Source organism: Nonomuraea sp. NPDC049504 (assembly GCF_040676845.1).
Lineage (GTDB): Bacteria > Actinomycetota > Actinomycetes > Streptosporangiales > Streptosporangiaceae > Nonomuraea > Nonomuraea salmonea.
Genome location: NZ_JBFAPT010000004.1, coordinates 143,152 through 159,339 on the forward strand (window position 1 = coordinate 143,152; position 16,188 = coordinate 159,339).

The 16,188-nt window shown below is 70.7% G+C and carries 14 protein-coding genes; 6 read left to right on the plus strand and 8 right to left on the minus strand.

Annotated elements, in window-relative coordinates; genetic code table 11:
- Positions 1-5 precede the first annotated feature (5 nt).
- From AB0K28_RS09750 to AB0K28_RS09770, 5 genes are read right to left on the minus strand one after another with little or no spacing between them, the layout of a single operon-like run.
- Positions 6-1,280: an ABC transporter substrate-binding protein gene (locus AB0K28_RS09750; protein ID WP_364367322.1), complete on the minus strand. Its 1,275-nt coding sequence runs from the start codon at positions 1,278-1,280 to the stop codon at positions 6-8.
- 5 nt (positions 1,281-1,285) lie between these two features.
- Complete coding sequence (locus tag AB0K28_RS09755) at positions 1,286-2,287, minus strand: branched-chain amino acid ABC transporter permease (protein ID WP_364367325.1); 1,002 nt, start codon at positions 2,285-2,287, stop codon at positions 1,286-1,288.
- Positions 2,284-3,165: a branched-chain amino acid ABC transporter permease gene (locus tag AB0K28_RS09760; protein WP_364367328.1), complete on the minus strand. Its 882-nt coding sequence runs from the start codon at positions 3,163-3,165 to the stop codon at positions 2,284-2,286. Before AB0K28_RS09760 ends, AB0K28_RS09755 begins: the two co-directional genes overlap by 4 nt.
- Before the next feature lie 3 nt (positions 3,166-3,168).
- On the minus strand, positions 3,169-3,885 hold the full coding sequence (locus AB0K28_RS09765; protein WP_345392007.1) for an ABC transporter ATP-binding protein: 717 nt from the start codon (positions 3,883-3,885) through the stop codon (positions 3,169-3,171).
- A complete protein-coding gene (locus AB0K28_RS09770) occupies positions 3,882-4,655 on the minus strand; it encodes an ABC transporter ATP-binding protein (protein WP_345392010.1) in 774 nt (257 codons plus the stop codon). Before AB0K28_RS09770 ends, AB0K28_RS09765 begins: the two co-directional genes overlap by 4 nt.
- Before the next feature lie 178 nt (positions 4,656-4,833).
- Here AB0K28_RS09770 and AB0K28_RS09775 point away from each other — a divergent pair, with 178 nt between their 5' ends.
- Both AB0K28_RS09775 and AB0K28_RS09780 read left to right on the plus strand, forming a co-directional pair.
- Positions 4,834-6,198 (plus strand): helix-turn-helix domain-containing protein, encoded by a 1,365-nt coding sequence (locus tag AB0K28_RS09775; RefSeq protein ID WP_345392013.1) that lies wholly within the window; start codon positions 4,834-4,836, stop codon positions 6,196-6,198.
- Positions 6,185-7,651 carry a long-chain fatty acid--CoA ligase gene (locus AB0K28_RS09780; protein WP_364367333.1) on the plus strand — a complete coding sequence of 489 codons (1,467 nt, stop codon included), beginning with the start codon at positions 6,185-6,187 and terminating at the stop codon, positions 7,649-7,651. The genes AB0K28_RS09775 and AB0K28_RS09780 overlap by 14 nt, the downstream gene beginning before the upstream one ends.
- Here the strand turns inward: AB0K28_RS09780 and AB0K28_RS09785 are convergent.
- The gene (locus AB0K28_RS09785) at positions 7,629-9,971 is read right to left on the minus strand and encodes a glycoside hydrolase family 2 protein (RefSeq protein WP_364367336.1); all 2,343 of its coding nucleotides are present in this window, start codon (positions 9,969-9,971) and stop codon (positions 7,629-7,631) included. The two genes, AB0K28_RS09780 and AB0K28_RS09785, sit on opposite strands and share 23 nt — an antisense overlap.
- A 178-nt stretch (positions 9,972-10,149) precedes the next feature.
- Here AB0K28_RS09785 and AB0K28_RS09790 point away from each other — a divergent pair, with 178 nt between their 5' ends.
- Positions 10,150-11,019 (plus strand): hypothetical protein, encoded by an 870-nt coding sequence (locus tag AB0K28_RS09790; protein WP_364367339.1) that lies wholly within the window; start codon positions 10,150-10,152, stop codon positions 11,017-11,019.
- Here AB0K28_RS09790 and rarD read toward each other — a convergent pair.
- Positions 10,910-11,875: an EamA family transporter RarD gene (gene rarD, locus AB0K28_RS09795; RefSeq protein ID WP_345392025.1), complete on the minus strand. Its 966-nt coding sequence runs from the start codon at positions 11,873-11,875 to the stop codon at positions 10,910-10,912. The genes AB0K28_RS09790 and rarD overlap by 110 nt on opposite strands.
- Before the next feature lie 35 nt (positions 11,876-11,910).
- A complete protein-coding gene (locus AB0K28_RS09800) occupies positions 11,911-12,939 on the minus strand; it encodes a LacI family DNA-binding transcriptional regulator (protein WP_364367342.1) in 1,029 nt (342 codons plus the stop codon).
- A gap of 137 nt (positions 12,940-13,076) precedes the next feature.
- On the opposite strand from AB0K28_RS09800, the gene AB0K28_RS09805 reads away from it, so the two are divergent.
- The 3 genes from AB0K28_RS09805 to AB0K28_RS09815 are packed head-to-tail and all read left to right on the plus strand — an operon-like array spanning position 13,077 to position 16,173.
- Positions 13,077-14,447 carry a substrate-binding domain-containing protein gene (locus tag AB0K28_RS09805; protein WP_364367345.1) on the plus strand — a complete coding sequence of 457 codons (1,371 nt, stop codon included), beginning with the start codon at positions 13,077-13,079 and terminating at the stop codon, positions 14,445-14,447.
- Complete coding sequence (locus AB0K28_RS09810) at positions 14,444-15,334, plus strand: sugar ABC transporter permease (RefSeq protein WP_364367348.1); 891 nt, start codon at positions 14,444-14,446, stop codon at positions 15,332-15,334. The genes AB0K28_RS09805 and AB0K28_RS09810 overlap by 4 nt, the downstream gene beginning before the upstream one ends.
- The gene (locus AB0K28_RS09815; protein WP_345392037.1) at positions 15,331-16,173 is read left to right on the plus strand and encodes a carbohydrate ABC transporter permease; all 843 of its coding nucleotides are present in this window, start codon (positions 15,331-15,333) and stop codon (positions 16,171-16,173) included. Before AB0K28_RS09810 ends, AB0K28_RS09815 begins: the two co-directional genes overlap by 4 nt.
- Positions 16,174-16,188: the final 15 nt, after the last annotated feature.

Consider the following 16,188-nt stretch of genomic DNA (forward strand, 5'->3'; position numbering starts at 1 on the left):
TCGGGTCAGCCGGTCAGGGGGCCGAACTCGGCGCGGGTGTCGACCACCTCGCCGAACAGCTCCCACCGCTCGCCCTTGAACTCCATGAGCTGCATCGACTCGATGGGGAACCCGTCGTCGGCGGCGGTGTCGAGCGTGACGCCGGGCAACAGCATGTCGACCTTGACGCCCTTGAGGTTGCGCACGGAGTCGCGCAGCCCCTCGCGGGTCGGGCAAGGCGCGGCCTCCATCGCCTTGTGGAAGCTGCTCGCGACGGCCCAGCCGAAGGTGTGGTACGGCACGTTCACGTCGGCGCCCGGCGCGTACTGCTTCATCTTCTCCTTGTAGAGCACCATCTCGGGGTCGCTCTCCCACGTGGGGTCGTTCGGGTCCTTGTAGTAGGTGGAGGACACGACGCCCTGCACGTTCTCGAAGCCGACCGGCTTGAGCACGGTGATCGAGGCGGCCACGTTGTTGACGATGTGCAGCGGGTTCCACTTGGTGTTCTTGGCGTCGGCGGCCAGCGCCTGCGAGCCGAACTTGGGCGTGGTGACGTTGAGGAACACGTCGGCCTCCGACTCGGCGAGGTTCCGCATCTGCGGGTCCACGCTGGGGTCGGTCACCTCGTAGCTCTGCTCGGCGACGACCTGCACCTGCGTGCCCTCGATGGCCCGCTTGAACCCGCCGAGCAGGTCCTTGCCGAAGTCGTCGTTCTGGTAGAGGACGGCGACCTTGGCCTGCGGCTGCTCCTTCTTCAGGTACGCGGCGTAGACGCGGGCCTCGGAGATGTAGTTGGGCTGCCAGCCGATCGTCCACGGGTGGGCCGCGTCGGTGCCCCACTGGGAGGCGCCGGTGGCCACGAAGATCTGCGGGACCTTGCGCTGGTTGGTGTAGTCCCAGGTGGCCGCGGTCGAGGGGGTGCCGAGCGTCTGGAACAGGGCGAACACCTGCTCCTGCTCGACGAGCCTGCGGGCCTCCTCCACGGCCTTGGGCGGCTGGTAGCCGTCGTCGCGGACGACGAACTCGACCTTGCGCCCGCCGATGCCGTTCTTCTCGGCGTTGATGTAGTCGAAGTAGGCCTTGATGCCCTTGGGGATGTCCCCGTAGGCGGAGGCGGGGCCGGACAGCGGGTAGATGCCGCCCAGCTTGATGCTGGTGTCGGTGATGCCGGTGGTCTGCTGCCCCTGGCACTGGCCGGTGGCCGCCGTACCCGTGGTGCCGCCGCCGCTGTCCCGCCCCCCGCAGGCGGCGACGGCGAGCAGGAGCAGCGCCGCACCGCCGATCGCAGATACTCGTCGCATCCCTCTTACTCCTTCCGGGGAATCTTCTTGAGCAGGCGCCCGGCCAGACCGGTGAGCCCCGTCGGGGCCACGTACATGACCGCGATGATCAGCAGGCCGAAGATGACGCCGGGCGCGGCGTCGTTGACGTCCTGCGAGATGCTCGGCACGAACATCACGAACAGCCCGCCGAGCACGGGTCCCGACAGCGAGCCGAGCCCTCCGACGACCAGGCCGGCCAGCAGGGTGATCGACAGGTTCACGGTGAACGAGTCAGGCGAGACGAAGCCGATCACCCACGTGTAGACGCATCCGGCGGCGCCGGCGTACATGGCGCTCCAGGCGAACGCGAGCGTCTTGTACGACGACAGCCGCACGCCCATGACCTCGGCCGCCGTCTCGTTGTCGCGGACGGCGTGCAGCGCCCGCCCCACCCGCGACCGCAGCAGCCCCGCCGCCACCAGGAAGGCGACGACGGCGACGACGAGGGTGAGGAAGTACAGCCACTGGTCCTCGGCCAGGCCGCTCCACGCGGGCGGCGCCGGTTTGGTCAGCGTCAGCCCCATGGACCCGCCGGTCAGCTCCTCGAACCGCTTGAGCAGCGGCACCAGGAAGATCGCGATGGCGAGGGTGACGAGCGCGAGGTAGAGGCCGCGCAGCCGCATCGCCGGCACGCCGAGCGCGAGGCCGATCACGAACGCCACGGCCGCCGCGATGGGCAGGGTCAGCGGGTACGGCAGGTCGTACCGGTCGAGCATGATGGCGCCCGCGTACGCGCCGACGGCGAAGAACGCGCCGTGCCCGAGCGAGATCTGCCCGGCGTGCCCGACGAGCAGGTTGAGGCCGAGCAGCGCCACGCTGTAGATGAGCACCATCGTGAGCTGGAAGACGTGGAAGGGCGCGAGCTGGAAGGGCGCGTAGACGGCGGCGGCGAGCAGCAGCGCGAGCCCGGCCCACCGCCAGCGCGGGTCGGGGGCGCGCCGCGCCCGTACGGGCGCCCGGGGAGAGGCTTCCTTGATCTGGATCATGCGCGTTCCACCACCGCCCGGCCGAACAGCCCTTGGGGCCGCAGCAGCAGCACACCGAGGATGATCACCAGCGGCACCCCCACCTTGAGGTCGGACCCGATGACGCCGACGTACGCCCCGGCGAGGGTCTCGGCGACGCCCACGATCAGCCCGCCGACGACGGCGCCGACCGGGCTGTCGAAGCCGCCGAGCGTGGCCGCCGCGAACGCGTAGATGAGGACGCCGCCCATCATGTTGGGCTCAAGGAACAGCAGCGGCGCGACCAGCACCCCGGAGACCGCGCCGACGGTGGCGGCCAGCCCCCAGCCCAGCGCGAGCGTCCAGCCGACCCTGATGCCGACCAGCTTCGCCGAGGCGGGGTTGCTCGCCACCGCGCGCATGCCGAGCCCGATCTTGGTGTGCTGGAAGAGCAGGTACAGCAGCCCCATGGTGAGCGCCACCACGCCGAGCACGCCCAGCGTGGAGAAGTTGACGCTGACCCCGGCCGCCTCCAGCGCGCCGCCGGGGAACGGGTTGGGGAAGTCCTTGATGAGGAACGTCCAGATCCACCCGGCCGCCGCGTTGACGAAGATGAACAGCCCGACGGTGACGATGACGAGGGTCAGCTCGGGCGCGCCCTCGACGGGCCGGATGATCACCCGTTCGATGAGCATCCCGCCCGCGAACGACACCGCCAGCGTCAGCACCAGCGCCAGCCAGAACGGCAGCCCGGCCGCCACGCACTGCCAGGCGATGTACGTGGAGAACATGGCCAGCTCGCCCTGGGCGAAGTTCACGATCCCGGTGAACTGGTAGATCAGCACCAGGGCCAGCGCCAGGCTGGCGTAGATGGCGCCCGCGCCGAGCCCCTCGACGACCTGCTGCAGGAATCCGGCCATCGGCTACACCCGGTACCCGAGGTAGGACTGCGCGACCTGCTCGTCCGCCCTGATCTGCGCGGCCGTGCCGGACAGCACGATGCGCCCGGTCTCCAGGACGTGCGCCTGCTGGGCTATGCCGAGAGCGAGGTGGGCGTTCTGCTCGACGACGACCACGGTGGTCTGCTCCTCTGCGTTGATGGTCTGCACGATGCGGAACAGCTCCCGGGTGACCAGCGGGGCCAGGCCCAGCGACGGCTCGTCGAGCAGCAGCACCCTGGGGCGCAGCATGAGCGCCCTGCCGATGGCCAGCATCTGCTGCTCGCCGCCGCTCAGGCTGCCGGCGGCCTGCTTGAGGCGGGTCTTCAGCACCGGGAAGTAGGTGTAGATGCGGTCGAGGTCTTGGGCGACGGAGGCGCGGTCGCGGCGGACGAACGCGCCGAGCCGCAGGTTCTCCTCGACGGTGAGCGGCATGAACGTGCCGCGCCCCTCGGGCACGTGGGCCACGCCGAGCCTGGCCACCGCGTCGGGCGACCGCCCGGTCAGGTCGGCGTCGCCGAGCGTGATCTTCCCGCGCGCCTTGACCATCCCCGACAGGGCTCTGAGCAGGGTGGTCTTGCCGGCGCCGTTCGGGCCGAGAATCGCGCAGACCTCCCCCTGCCGTACGGTGAAGCGCACGCCGTGCAGCACCCGGGCGTCGCCGTAGCCGGCGACCAGGCCGTCCACCACGAGGTCGCTCACGTGCCCGCCTCCTCTCCCGAGGTCCCCAGGTACGCCTCGATGACGCCGGCATCGCGCTGGACCTCCTCGGGCGGCCCTTCGGCGATCTTGCGGCCGAAGTCGAGGCAGACGATGCGCTCGCAGGTGCCCATGACGAACCCCATGTGGTGCTCGACCACGATCACCGTCAGGTCGTACTCGCCGCGGATCGCCGCGAGCGTGCCGGCGAACTCCTCCACCTCGGCCGCGTTCAGCCCGTTGACCGGCTCGTCGAGCAGCAGCAGCCGGGGCTTGGAGACGAGCGCGCGGGCCAGCTCGACCCGTTTCAGCGTGCCGAACGGCAGCCCGGCCGCCGGATGCCCGGCCACCTCGGACAGGCTCAGCCGCTCCAGCACCGCGTCCGCGTCCTCCCGCAGCGCCCGCTCCTCGCGTCGCACGCCGGGCAGCCGGAGCCCGGCGGACAGGAAGCCGGCGCGGCCCCGGTGGTGCGCGCCGACCAGCACGTTGTCGCGCACCGACAGGCGCGGGAACAGGCCCAGGTTCTGGAACGTGCGCGCGATGCCGAGCCTGGCGATGGCGTGCGGGGCCAGCGCGGTCAGGTCGGCGCCCTCGTACGTGACGGTCCCTTCGTCCGGGTCGTACCGGCGGGTCAGGCAGTTGAACAGGGTGGTCTTGCCGGCGCCGTTCGGCCCGATGAGCCCCACCATCTCCCCGCCCGCGACCCCGAACCCCACGCCGTCCAGCGCGGTGATGCCGCCGAAGCGAACGGTAAGATCGTGTACCTCCAGCATCCGGCCTCCTGGAGAACAATGTTCTGAAGTTGGCCTCAGCGTAGGAGCCGCTCGTCAGGAGCCGCATTGGGCACGGTGACCCAAGATGTTTCCGGCGAGTTGTCTTCTGAGCACAGCGTGGGTCTCATCCCGGTTACGACCCGTTGACCGCCCGCCGCAGGCCATGGATCATCCCGGCATGTCCACTGGTTCGAGCACCGTGGAAGCCGCCGTACGCGCGGAACGCACACGCATACTCTCCGAGCTGCTCAGCGACCTGCCCGCGCTCGCCGACGTCGCCGTGGCGACGATGCGCGAGGAGATCCCCGCCTACGAGGCCCAGGGCCCGGCCTTCCACGCCGACGTTCGCGACCAGGTGGTCAAGCACTACCGCGCCAAGCTGGGCGTGCTGCTCGAGGACCGCACGGTCACGCTGGAGGACATCACCTTCACCCGGCGGGCCGCGATGCGCCGGGCCAGGGCGGGGGTGGCGCTGGCCGACTACATCAACGCGTTCAGGGTCGGGCAGCAGGTCTTCTGGGAGGCCGTGGTCGAGCGGGCCGGGCACGCGTACGCCGGGCGCGAGGCCGCCCTGACGCTGGCCGCCCCGCTGATGCGCTACTGCGACTTCGCCAGCACGCACGCGGCCAACGCGTACATGGAGTTCCAGCAGTACGCGGCGGCCGAGGCCGTGCGCGAGAGCCGCGACCTGCTGGAGACGCTGCTGGCCGGGGCCGTCCCGACGCGCGGCAGGGAACTGGCCGCCGCGCAGGCGCACGGCCTCGCCCCCGACGCGCGCACGCCGCTGCTCGTGGTGATCGCCGTGCTGGCCGGGCCGACCGCCCCCGTCGCGACGGGGCCCGACCAGGGCGCCGACGCCCGGCACGCGGCCTGCGCCGCCATCGCGCGGACCGGCGGGAACGGCACCCGTACGCTGTCGGTCGTCCGCCAGTCGGAGATCGTCGCCATCCCCGTGCTCGGTCCCGGCGTGGACGCGGAAGAGCTGTGCGACCGGTTCCAGGGCGTGCGCGAGAGCCTCGCCGCCGAGGGCGTCAGGCTGGCCATGGGCATCAGCACGGTCGCGGCGGGCACCGCGCAGATCCCGCAGGCGTACCAGGAGGCGCGGGCGGTGCTGGACTTCGTGCCCGAGGACGGCGGCGTGGCCGCGCTGCCCAGGATCACGCCGTTCCAGTATCTCGCGCTGAAGGCCGACGACACCGCCCGCCACCTCGTCGACCGCCGCATCACCGCGCTGCTGTCGGAGGACCGGGCACGCGGCGGCGTGCTCACCGCCACGATCAGGGCGTTCGCCGGAGCCGACCTCAACCTGCGGGCCGCCGCCGAGCGGCTGCAGATCCACCCCAACACCGCCCAATACCGGCTGCGCCGCATCCAGGAGCGCACCGGGCGGAGCCTGCGCTCGATCAACGATCTCCTGGAGCTGCTCGTCGCCATCGCGCTGCACGATGCGCTTCCCACCAATGCCGGGCGGGAAAGACTGGGTGCCGCGACCAATGAGGGGCGTGGGAGAGCCGACGTACGGTCTTTGCATGAACCTCGCTGACCGGCTCCACGCCGCCGCCCACCGGCTGGGCGGCCGGGCGGTTCTCACGCTGGACGAGGCGGAGCTGACGTACGGGGCGCTGGAGGAGCTGAGCGCCCGCCTGGCGGGCCTGCTGCGGTGCCGCGGCATCGGCCCTGGCGACCGGGTCGCCATCATGCTGCCGAATGTGCCGGAGTTCGGCGTCGTCTACTACGGGGTGCTGCGGACCGGGGCGGTCGTGGTGCCGCTCGACCCGCTGCTGAAGCGGCGGGAGATCGCCGCGTACCTGGGGAACTGCGGAGCCAGGCTGCTCATCGCCTGGCACGCCTTCGCCGAGACGGCCGAGGCGGGCTCCGCCGGCACCAAGGCCGACTGCTTCTTCGTGGTGCCGGGCGAGTTCCGCCGGCTGCTGCGCCGCGTCGCCGCCGAGCCCGCGATCGCCCCGGCCGCGCCCGACGACACCGCCGTCATCCACTACACCTCAGGCACGACAGGCCGGCCCAAGGGCATCGAGCTGACCCACGGCAACCTCGGCGGCAACGCCGCCACCGTGGCCCGCATGCACGCGCTCGGCGTGGACGACGTCGTGCTCGGCGCGCTGCCGCTCTACCACACCTTCGGCCAGACCTGCTCGCTCAACGCCACCGTGCACGCCGGGGCCCGCCTGACATTGCTCAACCGCTTCGACCCCGGCCGGGCCCTGGAGGTGATCAGGCGCGACGGGGTGACCGTCTTCCAGGGCGTGCCCACCATGTTCATCGCGCTGCTCGACCACCCGGGCGCCTCCGACATGTCGATGCTGCGGGTCTGCGCCTCCGGCGGGGCGGCGCTGCCGCTCGACGTGCTGCGCGCGTACGAGACCCGCTTCGGCTGCGAGATCATCGAGGGCTACGGCCTCAGCGAGACCTCCCCCGTCGCCGCCACCAACCGCGGCGGCCACCACCGCAGGCCCGGCTCGATCGGCTGGCCCATCAGGGACGTCGAGATGAAGATCGTGGACGAGGACGGCCGCGAGGTGCCGAGCGGCGAGATCGGCGAGATCGTGGTCCGCGGCCCCAACGTCATGAAGGGCTACTGGAACGACCCGGCCGCCACCGCCGAGGCCGTCCGCGACGGCTGGTTCCACACCGGCGACCTCGGCCGGGTGGACCCCGACGGCTACTTCTTCCTGGTGGACCGCCGCCGCGACGTCATCATCCGCGGCGGCTACACGGTCTATCCGCGCGAGATCGAGGAGGTCCTGTACGAACACCCGGCCGTCCGCCAGGCCGCCGTGGTGGGCGTGCCACACCCGGAACTGGGCGAGGAGATCGCCGCCGTGGTGGCTCTGCGCACCCCTGTGGACGGGGACGAACTGCGCGACTTCGTACGGGAGCGGGTGGCGGCGTACAAGTATCCCCGCCGCCTGACCTTCGTCGACGAACTCCCGATGAGCCCGACGGGCAAGATCCTCAAACGCGCCCTGACCCCCTGACGCTCTCGTTGACGCAGCGCAGCACCGGGTACGACGTCAAAGCCTCCGGGTCCACCTCCCCCTTGACGTGGAAGGTGACGGTCTCGCCCGGGAGCAGCGTGACGAGCTGGTCGTCCACCGTCGCCGCGGGGTCGAGGCGGTCGGGGAAGAGGGCCAGGTCGCGGAGGATCGTCCTCGCTGTGATGGTGACCGCGTGGCCGCCCTCCTCCGGGGCCACGGTCGCCGTGTAGTCGGCCGGGGGATAGTTCATGGCCGGGTCTTCGGCGGTCGTGAACAATGCCCGGTACGTTCCCAGTTCGACGGTCAGGAGAGCTGCGTCCCGGCCCCTCGGCTGGGCCACACGGACCGTGGCGCGGGCGGGGACCTCCACCTGGTCGGTCTGGGCGGCCAGGGCCCGGCCCGTCAGGTCGCGCAGGGCCAGGGTGAGGGTGCCGGACCACGCGTCGTCGGTGTCGTTGACCAGGACCACCTCGTCGCCGAGCCGGGTGATGAGGCGGTCGGCGTAGGAGCGGCGCAGCGCGTACCAGAGGGGCTTCCTGCGGCCCCCGCCGTCCACGGCGGCCCACGAGGTGACCGGCCAGCAGTCGTTGAGCTGCCAGACGATCGTGCCCATGCAGTACGGCATCAGCGCACGGAACCGCTCGACCCCGAACGTCATCGCGCGGGCCTGGTTGAGCTGCGTGTAGTAGTGCCAGTCGTCGAACGTCTCGGGGCGCGGCAGGTGCTCGCCCAGCCCGGCCAGCAGCTTGTCCTGCCCGCCTGGCGCCTTCTGGTGCGAGGAGCCGGGGGTCAGCGGCTCGTCGGAGGAGCCGGCCCGCAAGGTGGCGTACGTCGGCGGCCCCTGGTAGCCGAACTCGGCGACGAAGCGGGGCGTGTAGTCGGCGTAATGGACGTAGTCGAGCCCGCCGCCCCAGACCGTCCAGATGTGCACGGTGCCGGTCGAGGGGTCGCGGACGTCGCGGTCGGGGCTGCCCGAGTAAGGGCTGCCCGGCCAGTAGGGGCGGGTCGGGTCGAGCTCGGAGACCACCGAAGGCAGCAGGTCGTAGTAGAACGCGGCGCCCCAGCTCCTGCCGTCCAGCCGCTCGCGCCAGTCCCAGTGCTGGTGGCCCTCGATGTTCTCGTTGTTGCCGCACCACAGCACGAGGCTCGGATGGGCCGACAGCCTGGCCACGTTGTCGCGCGCCTCGGCCTCGACCTCGGAGCGGAACGGCTCCTCCTCGGGGTAGGCGGAGCAGGCGAACGGGAAGTCCTGCCACACCAGCAGGCCGAGGCGGTCGGCGAGGTCGTAGAAGGCGTCGGACTCGTAGAGGCCGCCGCCCCACACCCGCAGCGTGTTGGCGCCGGCGGCGACGGCCTGATCGACGCGTTCGGCCAGGCGGCCGAGGGTGACGCGGGCGGGGAAGCAGTCGTCGGGGATCCAGTTGAAGCCGCGCACGAACACCGGCCGCCCGTTGACGATCAGCCGGAACGCGTCGGTGTCCAGCTCGACCGTGCGGAAGCCGATCTCGCGCCGCCACTGGTCGGAGCCGGTCCGCACGGTCAGCGGGTAGAGCGGCTGCGCGCCGTGGCCGCGCGGCCACCACCGCTCGGCGTGCGGCACGTCGAGCCGCAGCACGGCCTCGCTCTCGCCCTGCTCCAGCTTGGCCTCCACGGTCACGCCGGCCACCTCGGCGGTGACGGTGACGGGCGCCTCGCCGGTACGTTCGACGCGCACGTGCACGTCGACCCCGTCGCCGCGTACCAGCGGCCGCACCTCGGCCAGGCGCGCGCCGGACCAGGAGTGCAGGCCGACGGGCCGCCAGATGCCGCTGGTCACCAGCGTGGGTCCCCAGTCCCAGCCGAAGTTGCAGGCCATCTTCCTGATGAACGCGTACGGCTCGTCGTAGGGGCCGGGCCGGTCGCCGTGCCTGGCCTGCTGCTCCTCGGCGTAGGCGTAGGGGGCGCGGAAGCGCACCTGGAGCGTGTTGCGGCCGTCGCGCAGCAGGTCGCGGACGGCGAAGCGGTAGGTGCGGTGCATGTTGGCGGTGCCGCCCAGCTCGTGGCCGTTGAGCAGCACGGTGGCGACCGTGTCGAGCCCTTCGCAGACGAGGTCGGCCCGCTCCTCCCCGTCGTCGTGCCAGTCGAAGGCGGTCTCGTAGATCCAGTCCGTACGCCCGATCCAGCCCAGCCGCCGCTCGTTGTCGTCGCGGTAGGGGTCGTCGATGAGCCCGGCGGCGAGGAGGTCCGTGTGCACGCTGCCCGGCACGGCCGCCGGGATGCCGGCGAGGTCACGGTCGCCGTCCGCGCGGAGGGTCCAGCCGTCGTGCAGCGCACGGAACACGTGTTTTCTCCCTACTAAACCGAATAAGCCCACGTGACTCTACGTGTGAGCCTCAGGGCCGTCAACGGGTGGGATAGTGAGATTAACCGGTTCCCTGGCGGCATCGCAGGCGAGGGGAGATCGCAAACGGGGTAAGTACTCAGGGACTTCAGTGCGCTCATCCTCCCGGGAGACCCAAATGACGAGGCCGGCGAAGAAGCAGCCGACGTTCGCGCTCGACCCCGTCCTGATCATCGGCACTGCACTGTCCGTGCTGCTCGGCGTGATCTTCTACGTCAAAGAGGACACCGCGCAGGGGCTGGGCATGGTGGCCGGGCTCATCGGCGGCGTGATCACGTTACAGGTGCAGACCCTGCTGCGGGAGAAGCGCAGGATCGACCACGAGACACGGGTGGGGCAGATGGTGGCGACCATCGAGAAGATCCCGTGGCTGCCCGACCTGATGCTGCCGATGCTGCGGGCGGCCAAGCACGTGGAGCGCGAGTACGCGGGCACCCCGGCGGCCGACGCCTGCCGGGTGGCGTTCGAGGACTGCCTGCGCACGCTGGCCGACCTCGAGCGCGGCCACTTCCGCACGCCGTACGGCGACAACGCGGTCTTCCAGCGGCTGATCGACCAGACCAAGGCCACCATGTGCGCCACCAGCGTGCCCTCGGTCGACCTCACCTGGTGGCGCGAGCCGGTCGGCCGCCAGTATTGGCAGGCCCAGCTCGACGCGCTGGCACGGGGCGTGACGATCCGCCGGGTCTTCATCTACCACGAGTGGAGCGAGGAGCTGGAGTCGCTGGCCCGCGAGCAGGCCGCCGCCGGCGTACGGGTGCGCAGGGTGCACGTGGACCGGCTCCCGCCGGCGATGCGGGTGATCAGCGGCGTGTGGGACGGCACCTGCGGCCACGAGCTGAGCTACACGGCGGCCGGTGAGGCGGTGCACGACACGTTCACGGTGTCTCCCCCTGATCTCGAACGGCTGATGACGCAGTTCGAGATGATCGAGCGGAGCGCGGTGGAGCTCGACGAGCCCCGGCGCCAGCCCGACTCCGTCGCCTGACGCCTTCGGCGGTCAGCATGGCGAGCGCGGCCCACAGCAGGGCGAACGCCGCCCACCTGACCGCCGGCATCACCTCACGGAACACCAGCACGCCGAGGAGGAACTGCACGATCGGCTCGATGAACTGCAGCATGCCGACCACGCTCAGCGGCACGCGCGTGGCCGCCGCGTTGAACAGCAGCATCGGCGCCATCATGACGAACCCCGAGCCGACGCCGAGCAGGGTGTTGCCGAGCGACACGTGGCCGAACGTGGCCTGCCCCGAGGTCTGCAGCACGATCGTGTAGACCGCGGCGAACGGGAACAGCACCGCGGTCTCCACCATCAGCCCCTCGACGGCGCCCACGTCGAGATGCTTCTTGATCAGCCCGTACAGGCCGAAGGTGGCGGCCAGGCCGAGCGCGATCCAGGGCAGGCCGCCGTACGCGGCGGTGAGCACGGCGACGGCGCCCGCGCCGAGCCCGATGGCGGCCCACTGGCCGGGCCGCAGCCGCTCGCGCAAGACGGCCACGCCGAGCGCGACGCTGACCAGCGGGGTGATGAAGTAGCCGAGCGAGGCGTCCACCACGTGGCCGTTGGTGCTGGCCCAGATGAACAGCGCCCAGTTGGCCGAGGTGAGCACCCCGGCGAGGGTGAGCAGGCCCAGCTCGCGGGGCTTGCGCAGGATCTCGGCCACCCTTCTCGCCCGGCCCATGGCGAGCAGCAGGAGGCCGACCGCGATGGGCGAGAAGAGCACGCGCAGGGCGAGGATCTCAATGGCGCCGGTGGGCTCGACCAGCGGCCAGTAGAGCACGGACAGGCCCCACAGCACGTACGCCGCCGCGCCGAGCAGGAGACCTTGACGAGCGACGGGCACCACCCAACCTTACGTCGTCCGATCAGAACGGCCGATCAGGCCGGTTGCTCCCCCGCGGTGCTCTCGCGGACGATCAGCCGGTGCGGCACCACGATCTCGGGCGGCGGGCCTGACGGCTCGGCCGCGGTGATCGTGTCCAGCAGCGCGTCCACGGCCCGCCTGGCCAGCTCGCCCTTGTCGGGGGCGATGGTGGTCAGGCTGGGCGTGCTGTACTGGCCCTCCTCGATGTCGTCGATGCCCACCACCGCGACGTCGTCGGGCACCCGCCACCCTGCCCTGGTCAGCGCCCTGATCGCGCCGAGGGCGAGCAGGTCGTTGTAGCAGAGGACCGCGTCGGGCGGCTCCGGCAGGGCGATGAGGCGCTGCACGGCCTCGGCGCCGAGCCGCCGGTGGAAGTGCGGCGTGGAGACGATCAGGGTCTCGTCCACCTCGATGCCGGCGCGGGCCAGCGCCTGCCGGTAGCCGGTGGTGCGGAGCTGGGCGGTCTCGCCGGTCGCGTACGGCTGGTCGCCGATGGCGGCCACCCGGCGCCGGCCGAGGTCGAGCAGGTGGGTGGTGGCCTCGCGGGCGGCGGCGACGTTGTCGATGGCGACGTGGGGCAGGCTGCCGTTGAAGATGTGCTCGCCGAGCAGCACGATCGGCACCTTGTTGGCCCGGCCGCGCAGCTCTTCCGCGGTGACGGAGATGGGGCTGATCAGCAGGCCGTCGAAGAGCGTGGCGCGCGAGTCGCGGCCGAGCAGCTCGCGCTCCCTGTCGCCGTCGCCGTCGGTCTGGTCGATCATGACGACGTAGCCGCGGGCGCGGGCGGCGGTGATGATCTCGCGGGCCAGCTCGGCGAAGTAGGGAACGTCGAGCTCGGGCACGACGAGCGCGATCATCCCGGTGCGGCCCTGCTTGAGGTTGCGGGCGATGAGGTTGGGACGGTAGCCGAGCTCGTCGAGCACGGTCTGCACCCGGGCGCGCAGCTCGTCGGAGACCGGCGCGTAACCGTTCACCACGTTGGACACCGTGCGGATCGACACGTTCGCCCGCTTGGCGACGTCACGCAAGGTTGGACCGGCCATGCGTCTCCTATACCTCCCGCGCTCTCAGTTGGGTAGATCCTAAACCCGCTCTTGCATCGTTGCAGACGAGTATGCATGATGTCTGCATCGTTGCAGAGCCCTCACACCGTCTCATCCCGTCCGGCTAGGAGTCGAAGATGCCCCCATCCCCCATTGGCCGCCGTGGTTTTCTCAAGGGAGCCCTGGGCATCGGGGCCCTCGCCGCCACCGGCTCGCTCGCCGCCGCCTGCGCCGCCCCCGGCGGGACCGGCGCCGAGCCCAGCAAGCTCACCAAGCCCACCGCCACCGCCTCGGCCGCCAAGGGCGAGATCACCATCTGGAACCGGTCCGGCGACCTGTTCAAGGTGTTCGACGCGGCGATCGGCGAGTTCCGCAAGGCGTACCCAAACGTCAAGGTCAACCACCAGGCCGTGGACATCGACGCCAAGCTCGCCAACACCCTCATCAGCGGCACCGACGTGCCCGACGGCAGCTTCTGGGACGACGCCAAGATCGGCGGGCAGGCCGAGCACCTCTTCGACCTGACGGACCTCATCGCGCCGTACAAGGACCAGACGTCGGCGTACAAGCTGTCGGTGAACACCGTGGACGGCAAGATCTACGGCGTCCCGTGGGACCTCGACCCCGGCCTTCTGTGGTACCGCGAGGACATCCTGGAGGACGCGGGCGTCGACCCGGCGGGGCTCGCGACGTACGACGACCTGCTCGCCGCGGCCAGGACGGTCAAGGAGAAGGACCCCAAGACCAAGCCCATCCACCTGGAGAAGACGCCGTTCCTCAGCCAGCTCTGGCTGGAGATGCTGGCCAACCAGCAGGGCACCAGCCTCACCGACGCGCAGGGCAAGCTGCGCCTCGACTCCGAGGAGTACCGGCGGATCTTCGGCTGGATCGACACGGCGGTCAAGGACGGCCTCGTCACCCACGCGCCCTACCTGGAGCCGGCCGACGTCAACACGCTCGACAACGGCCAGCAGGTGTTCGTGCCGTGGGCGATCTGGTGGTCGTTCGCGCCGCAGCAGCTGCTGAAGAACACCAAGGGCAAGTGGCGGGCCGCACCGCTGCCCGCCTGGACGCCGGGCGGCGCGCGCAGCGGCGCGATGGGCGGCAGCAGCTTCGTCATCCCCGCCAAGGCCAAGAACCCCGAGCTGGCCTGGCTGCTGTACGAGTTCCTGTGCTTCAAGGAGCCCGGCTACACCGCCGTGTACGGCCCCAACGACGTCTATCCCGGCGGCCTGTCCACCTCGATCCCGAGCTACCAGCCCGCGCTCGACCCGGCCAAGCCGCTGTTCCAGCCCATCGAGGCGCTCGGCGGCCAGGACCTGTGGAAGGTCGCCGTGGACGCCGCCGCCACCATCCCGGCCGCCGCGCCGATCCCGTGGTGGTGGGCGCAGTCGGTGGACTACCTGGGCAACAACATGCAGCGCCTGATCGACGGGCAGATGACGCCCGACCAGGTGATCTCCGACTCGGCGGAGAAGATCCAGCGCAACCTCATCGACCGCTCATGACGAGTCTCACCCGTGGTCTCCGGCGGCCCGCCAAGCTGTCGCCGTATCTGTTCATCGCCCCGTTCTTCGTGGTCTTCGCCGCGTTCGGGGTCTACCCGCTGATCTACGCGCTGCAGCTCAGCTTCATGCGCTGGCGGGGTGCGGGCGCGGCGCGCTGGGTCGGCCTGGACAACTACCTCTATCTGCTGACCAGCCCCGACTTCTGGGCCTCGCTCGGCAACAGCGCCGTCATGTGGCTGCTCATCGTGCCGATCCAGGTCGTGGCGGGGCTGGGCGGCGCGGTGCTGCTGGCCAACGCCAAGCTGCGGCTGCGCGGGTTCTTCCGGGTGGCGTTCATCGCGCCGTTCGTGACCCCGCTGGTGGCCATGGCGCAGGTCTGGATCGTGGTGTTCGACCAGGACTACGGCCTGGTCAACTACCTGCTCAACCTGGTCGGGCTGCCCGACGTCGGCTGGCTCACCTCCACCACGTGGTCGAAGCCGACGCTGGCGCTGCTGTTCCTGTGGAAGACGACCGGGTTCGCGATCATCATCCTGCTCGCGGGCCTCCAGGCCGTGCCGGGCGGCGTGTACGAGGCCGCCTCCCTCGACGGCGCGTCCCGCTGGCGGCAGTTCTGGTCGATCACGCTGCCGCTGGTGCGGCGGAGCATGGCGTTCCTCGTCGTGATCCAGACGCTGGCGGTCTTCCAGATGTTCTCGGAGCCGTACGTGGTGACCGAGGGCGGCCCGTACGGCTCCACCACGACCGCCGGGCTCTACCTCTACGACCACATCACGGCCTCCGACCTCGGCACCGGCGCGGCGAACTCGTTCCTGCTGGTCCTGCTGGTCTTCGGCCTGTCGCTGATCTCGGTCAGGCTGCTGCGCCCGAAAGACGAGGTGTCATGACGCAGAACAGGCCGGGCATCGTCCAGTACGCGGTGCTGACGCTGCTCGCGATCGCGTTCCTGTACCCCATCTGGTGGGCGGTCAGCTCCTCGCTGAAACCGGCGGCCGAGATCATCACGAGCCCGCTGTCGCTCGGCGAGCCGACCCTGGACAACTACCGGGCGATGTTCGCCGACGTGCCCATCGGCACCGGCTTCGCCAACACGGGGCTGGTGCTGGCGGTCAAGGGCGCGATGACGATGTTCTTCTGCCCGCTGGCCGGCTACGCCTTCGCCAAGTACGACTTCCCGTTCAAGAACCTGCTGTTCGGCGTGGTGCTGCTGACGCTGATGCTGCCGACGCTGGTGCTGATCATCCCGCTGCTGCTGGAGATGAGCGCGCTGGGCTGGGTGAACACGTACCAGGCGCTGATCCTGCCGGGCAGCGTGGACGCGTTCAGCATCTTCTGGATGCGGCAGACCATCGCCGCCATCCCGAACGAGCTGATCGACGCGGGGCGGGTGGACGGCGCCGGCGAGTTCGGCATCTTCTGGCGGGTCGTGCTGCCGGTCATCCGGCCGGGCCTGGCCGCGCTGGCGGTGCTGACCACCATGAACATCTACAACGACTTCGTCTGGCCGGTCGTCGCCGTCAACGACACCTCACACCAGACGTTGCAGGTGGTGCTGTCCACGCTGGCGCAGAACGTCACCGGCAACCGCATCGGCGCCGACTTCGCCACCGTCTGGGGCGAGCTGCTCGCCGCCGGCAGCATCGCGCTGCTGCCGCTGCTGGTGATCTTCGTCCTGCTGCAGCGCCACTTCATCAACGGCATCCTCGCGGGCAGCGTCAAGGGCTGACCCCACACATGAAAC

What these genes read in the sequence shown, in the direction of transcription:
- AB0K28_RS09750 (WP_364367322.1), bottom strand. Translation starts at nt 1,280, where the DNA reads ATGCGACGAGTATCTGCGATCGGCGGTGCGGCGCTGCTCCTGCTCGCC.
- AB0K28_RS09755 (WP_364367325.1), bottom strand. Translation starts at nt 2,287, where the DNA reads ATGATCCAGATCAAGGAAGCCTCTCCCCGGGCGCCCGTACGGGCGCGG.
- AB0K28_RS09760 (WP_364367328.1), bottom strand. Translation starts at nt 3,165, where the DNA reads ATGGCCGGATTCCTGCAGCAGGTCGTCGAGGGGCTCGGCGCGGGCGCC.
- AB0K28_RS09770 (WP_345392010.1), bottom strand. Translation starts at nt 4,655, where the DNA reads ATGCTGGAGGTACACGATCTTACCGTTCGCTTCGGCGGCATCACCGCG.
- AB0K28_RS09775 (WP_345392013.1), top strand. Translation starts at nt 4,834, where the DNA reads ATGTCCACTGGTTCGAGCACCGTGGAAGCCGCCGTACGCGCGGAACGC.
- AB0K28_RS09780 (WP_364367333.1), top strand. Translation starts at nt 6,185, where the DNA reads ATGAACCTCGCTGACCGGCTCCACGCCGCCGCCCACCGGCTGGGCGGC.
- AB0K28_RS09790 (WP_364367339.1), top strand. Translation starts at nt 10,150, where the DNA reads ATGACGAGGCCGGCGAAGAAGCAGCCGACGTTCGCGCTCGACCCCGTC.
- AB0K28_RS09800 (WP_364367342.1), bottom strand. Translation starts at nt 12,939, where the DNA reads ATGGCCGGTCCAACCTTGCGTGACGTCGCCAAGCGGGCGAACGTGTCG.
- AB0K28_RS09805 (WP_364367345.1), top strand. Translation starts at nt 13,077, where the DNA reads ATGCCCCCATCCCCCATTGGCCGCCGTGGTTTTCTCAAGGGAGCCCTG.
- AB0K28_RS09810 (WP_364367348.1), top strand. Translation starts at nt 14,444, where the DNA reads ATGACGAGTCTCACCCGTGGTCTCCGGCGGCCCGCCAAGCTGTCGCCG.
- AB0K28_RS09815 (WP_345392037.1), top strand. Translation starts at nt 15,331, where the DNA reads ATGACGCAGAACAGGCCGGGCATCGTCCAGTACGCGGTGCTGACGCTG.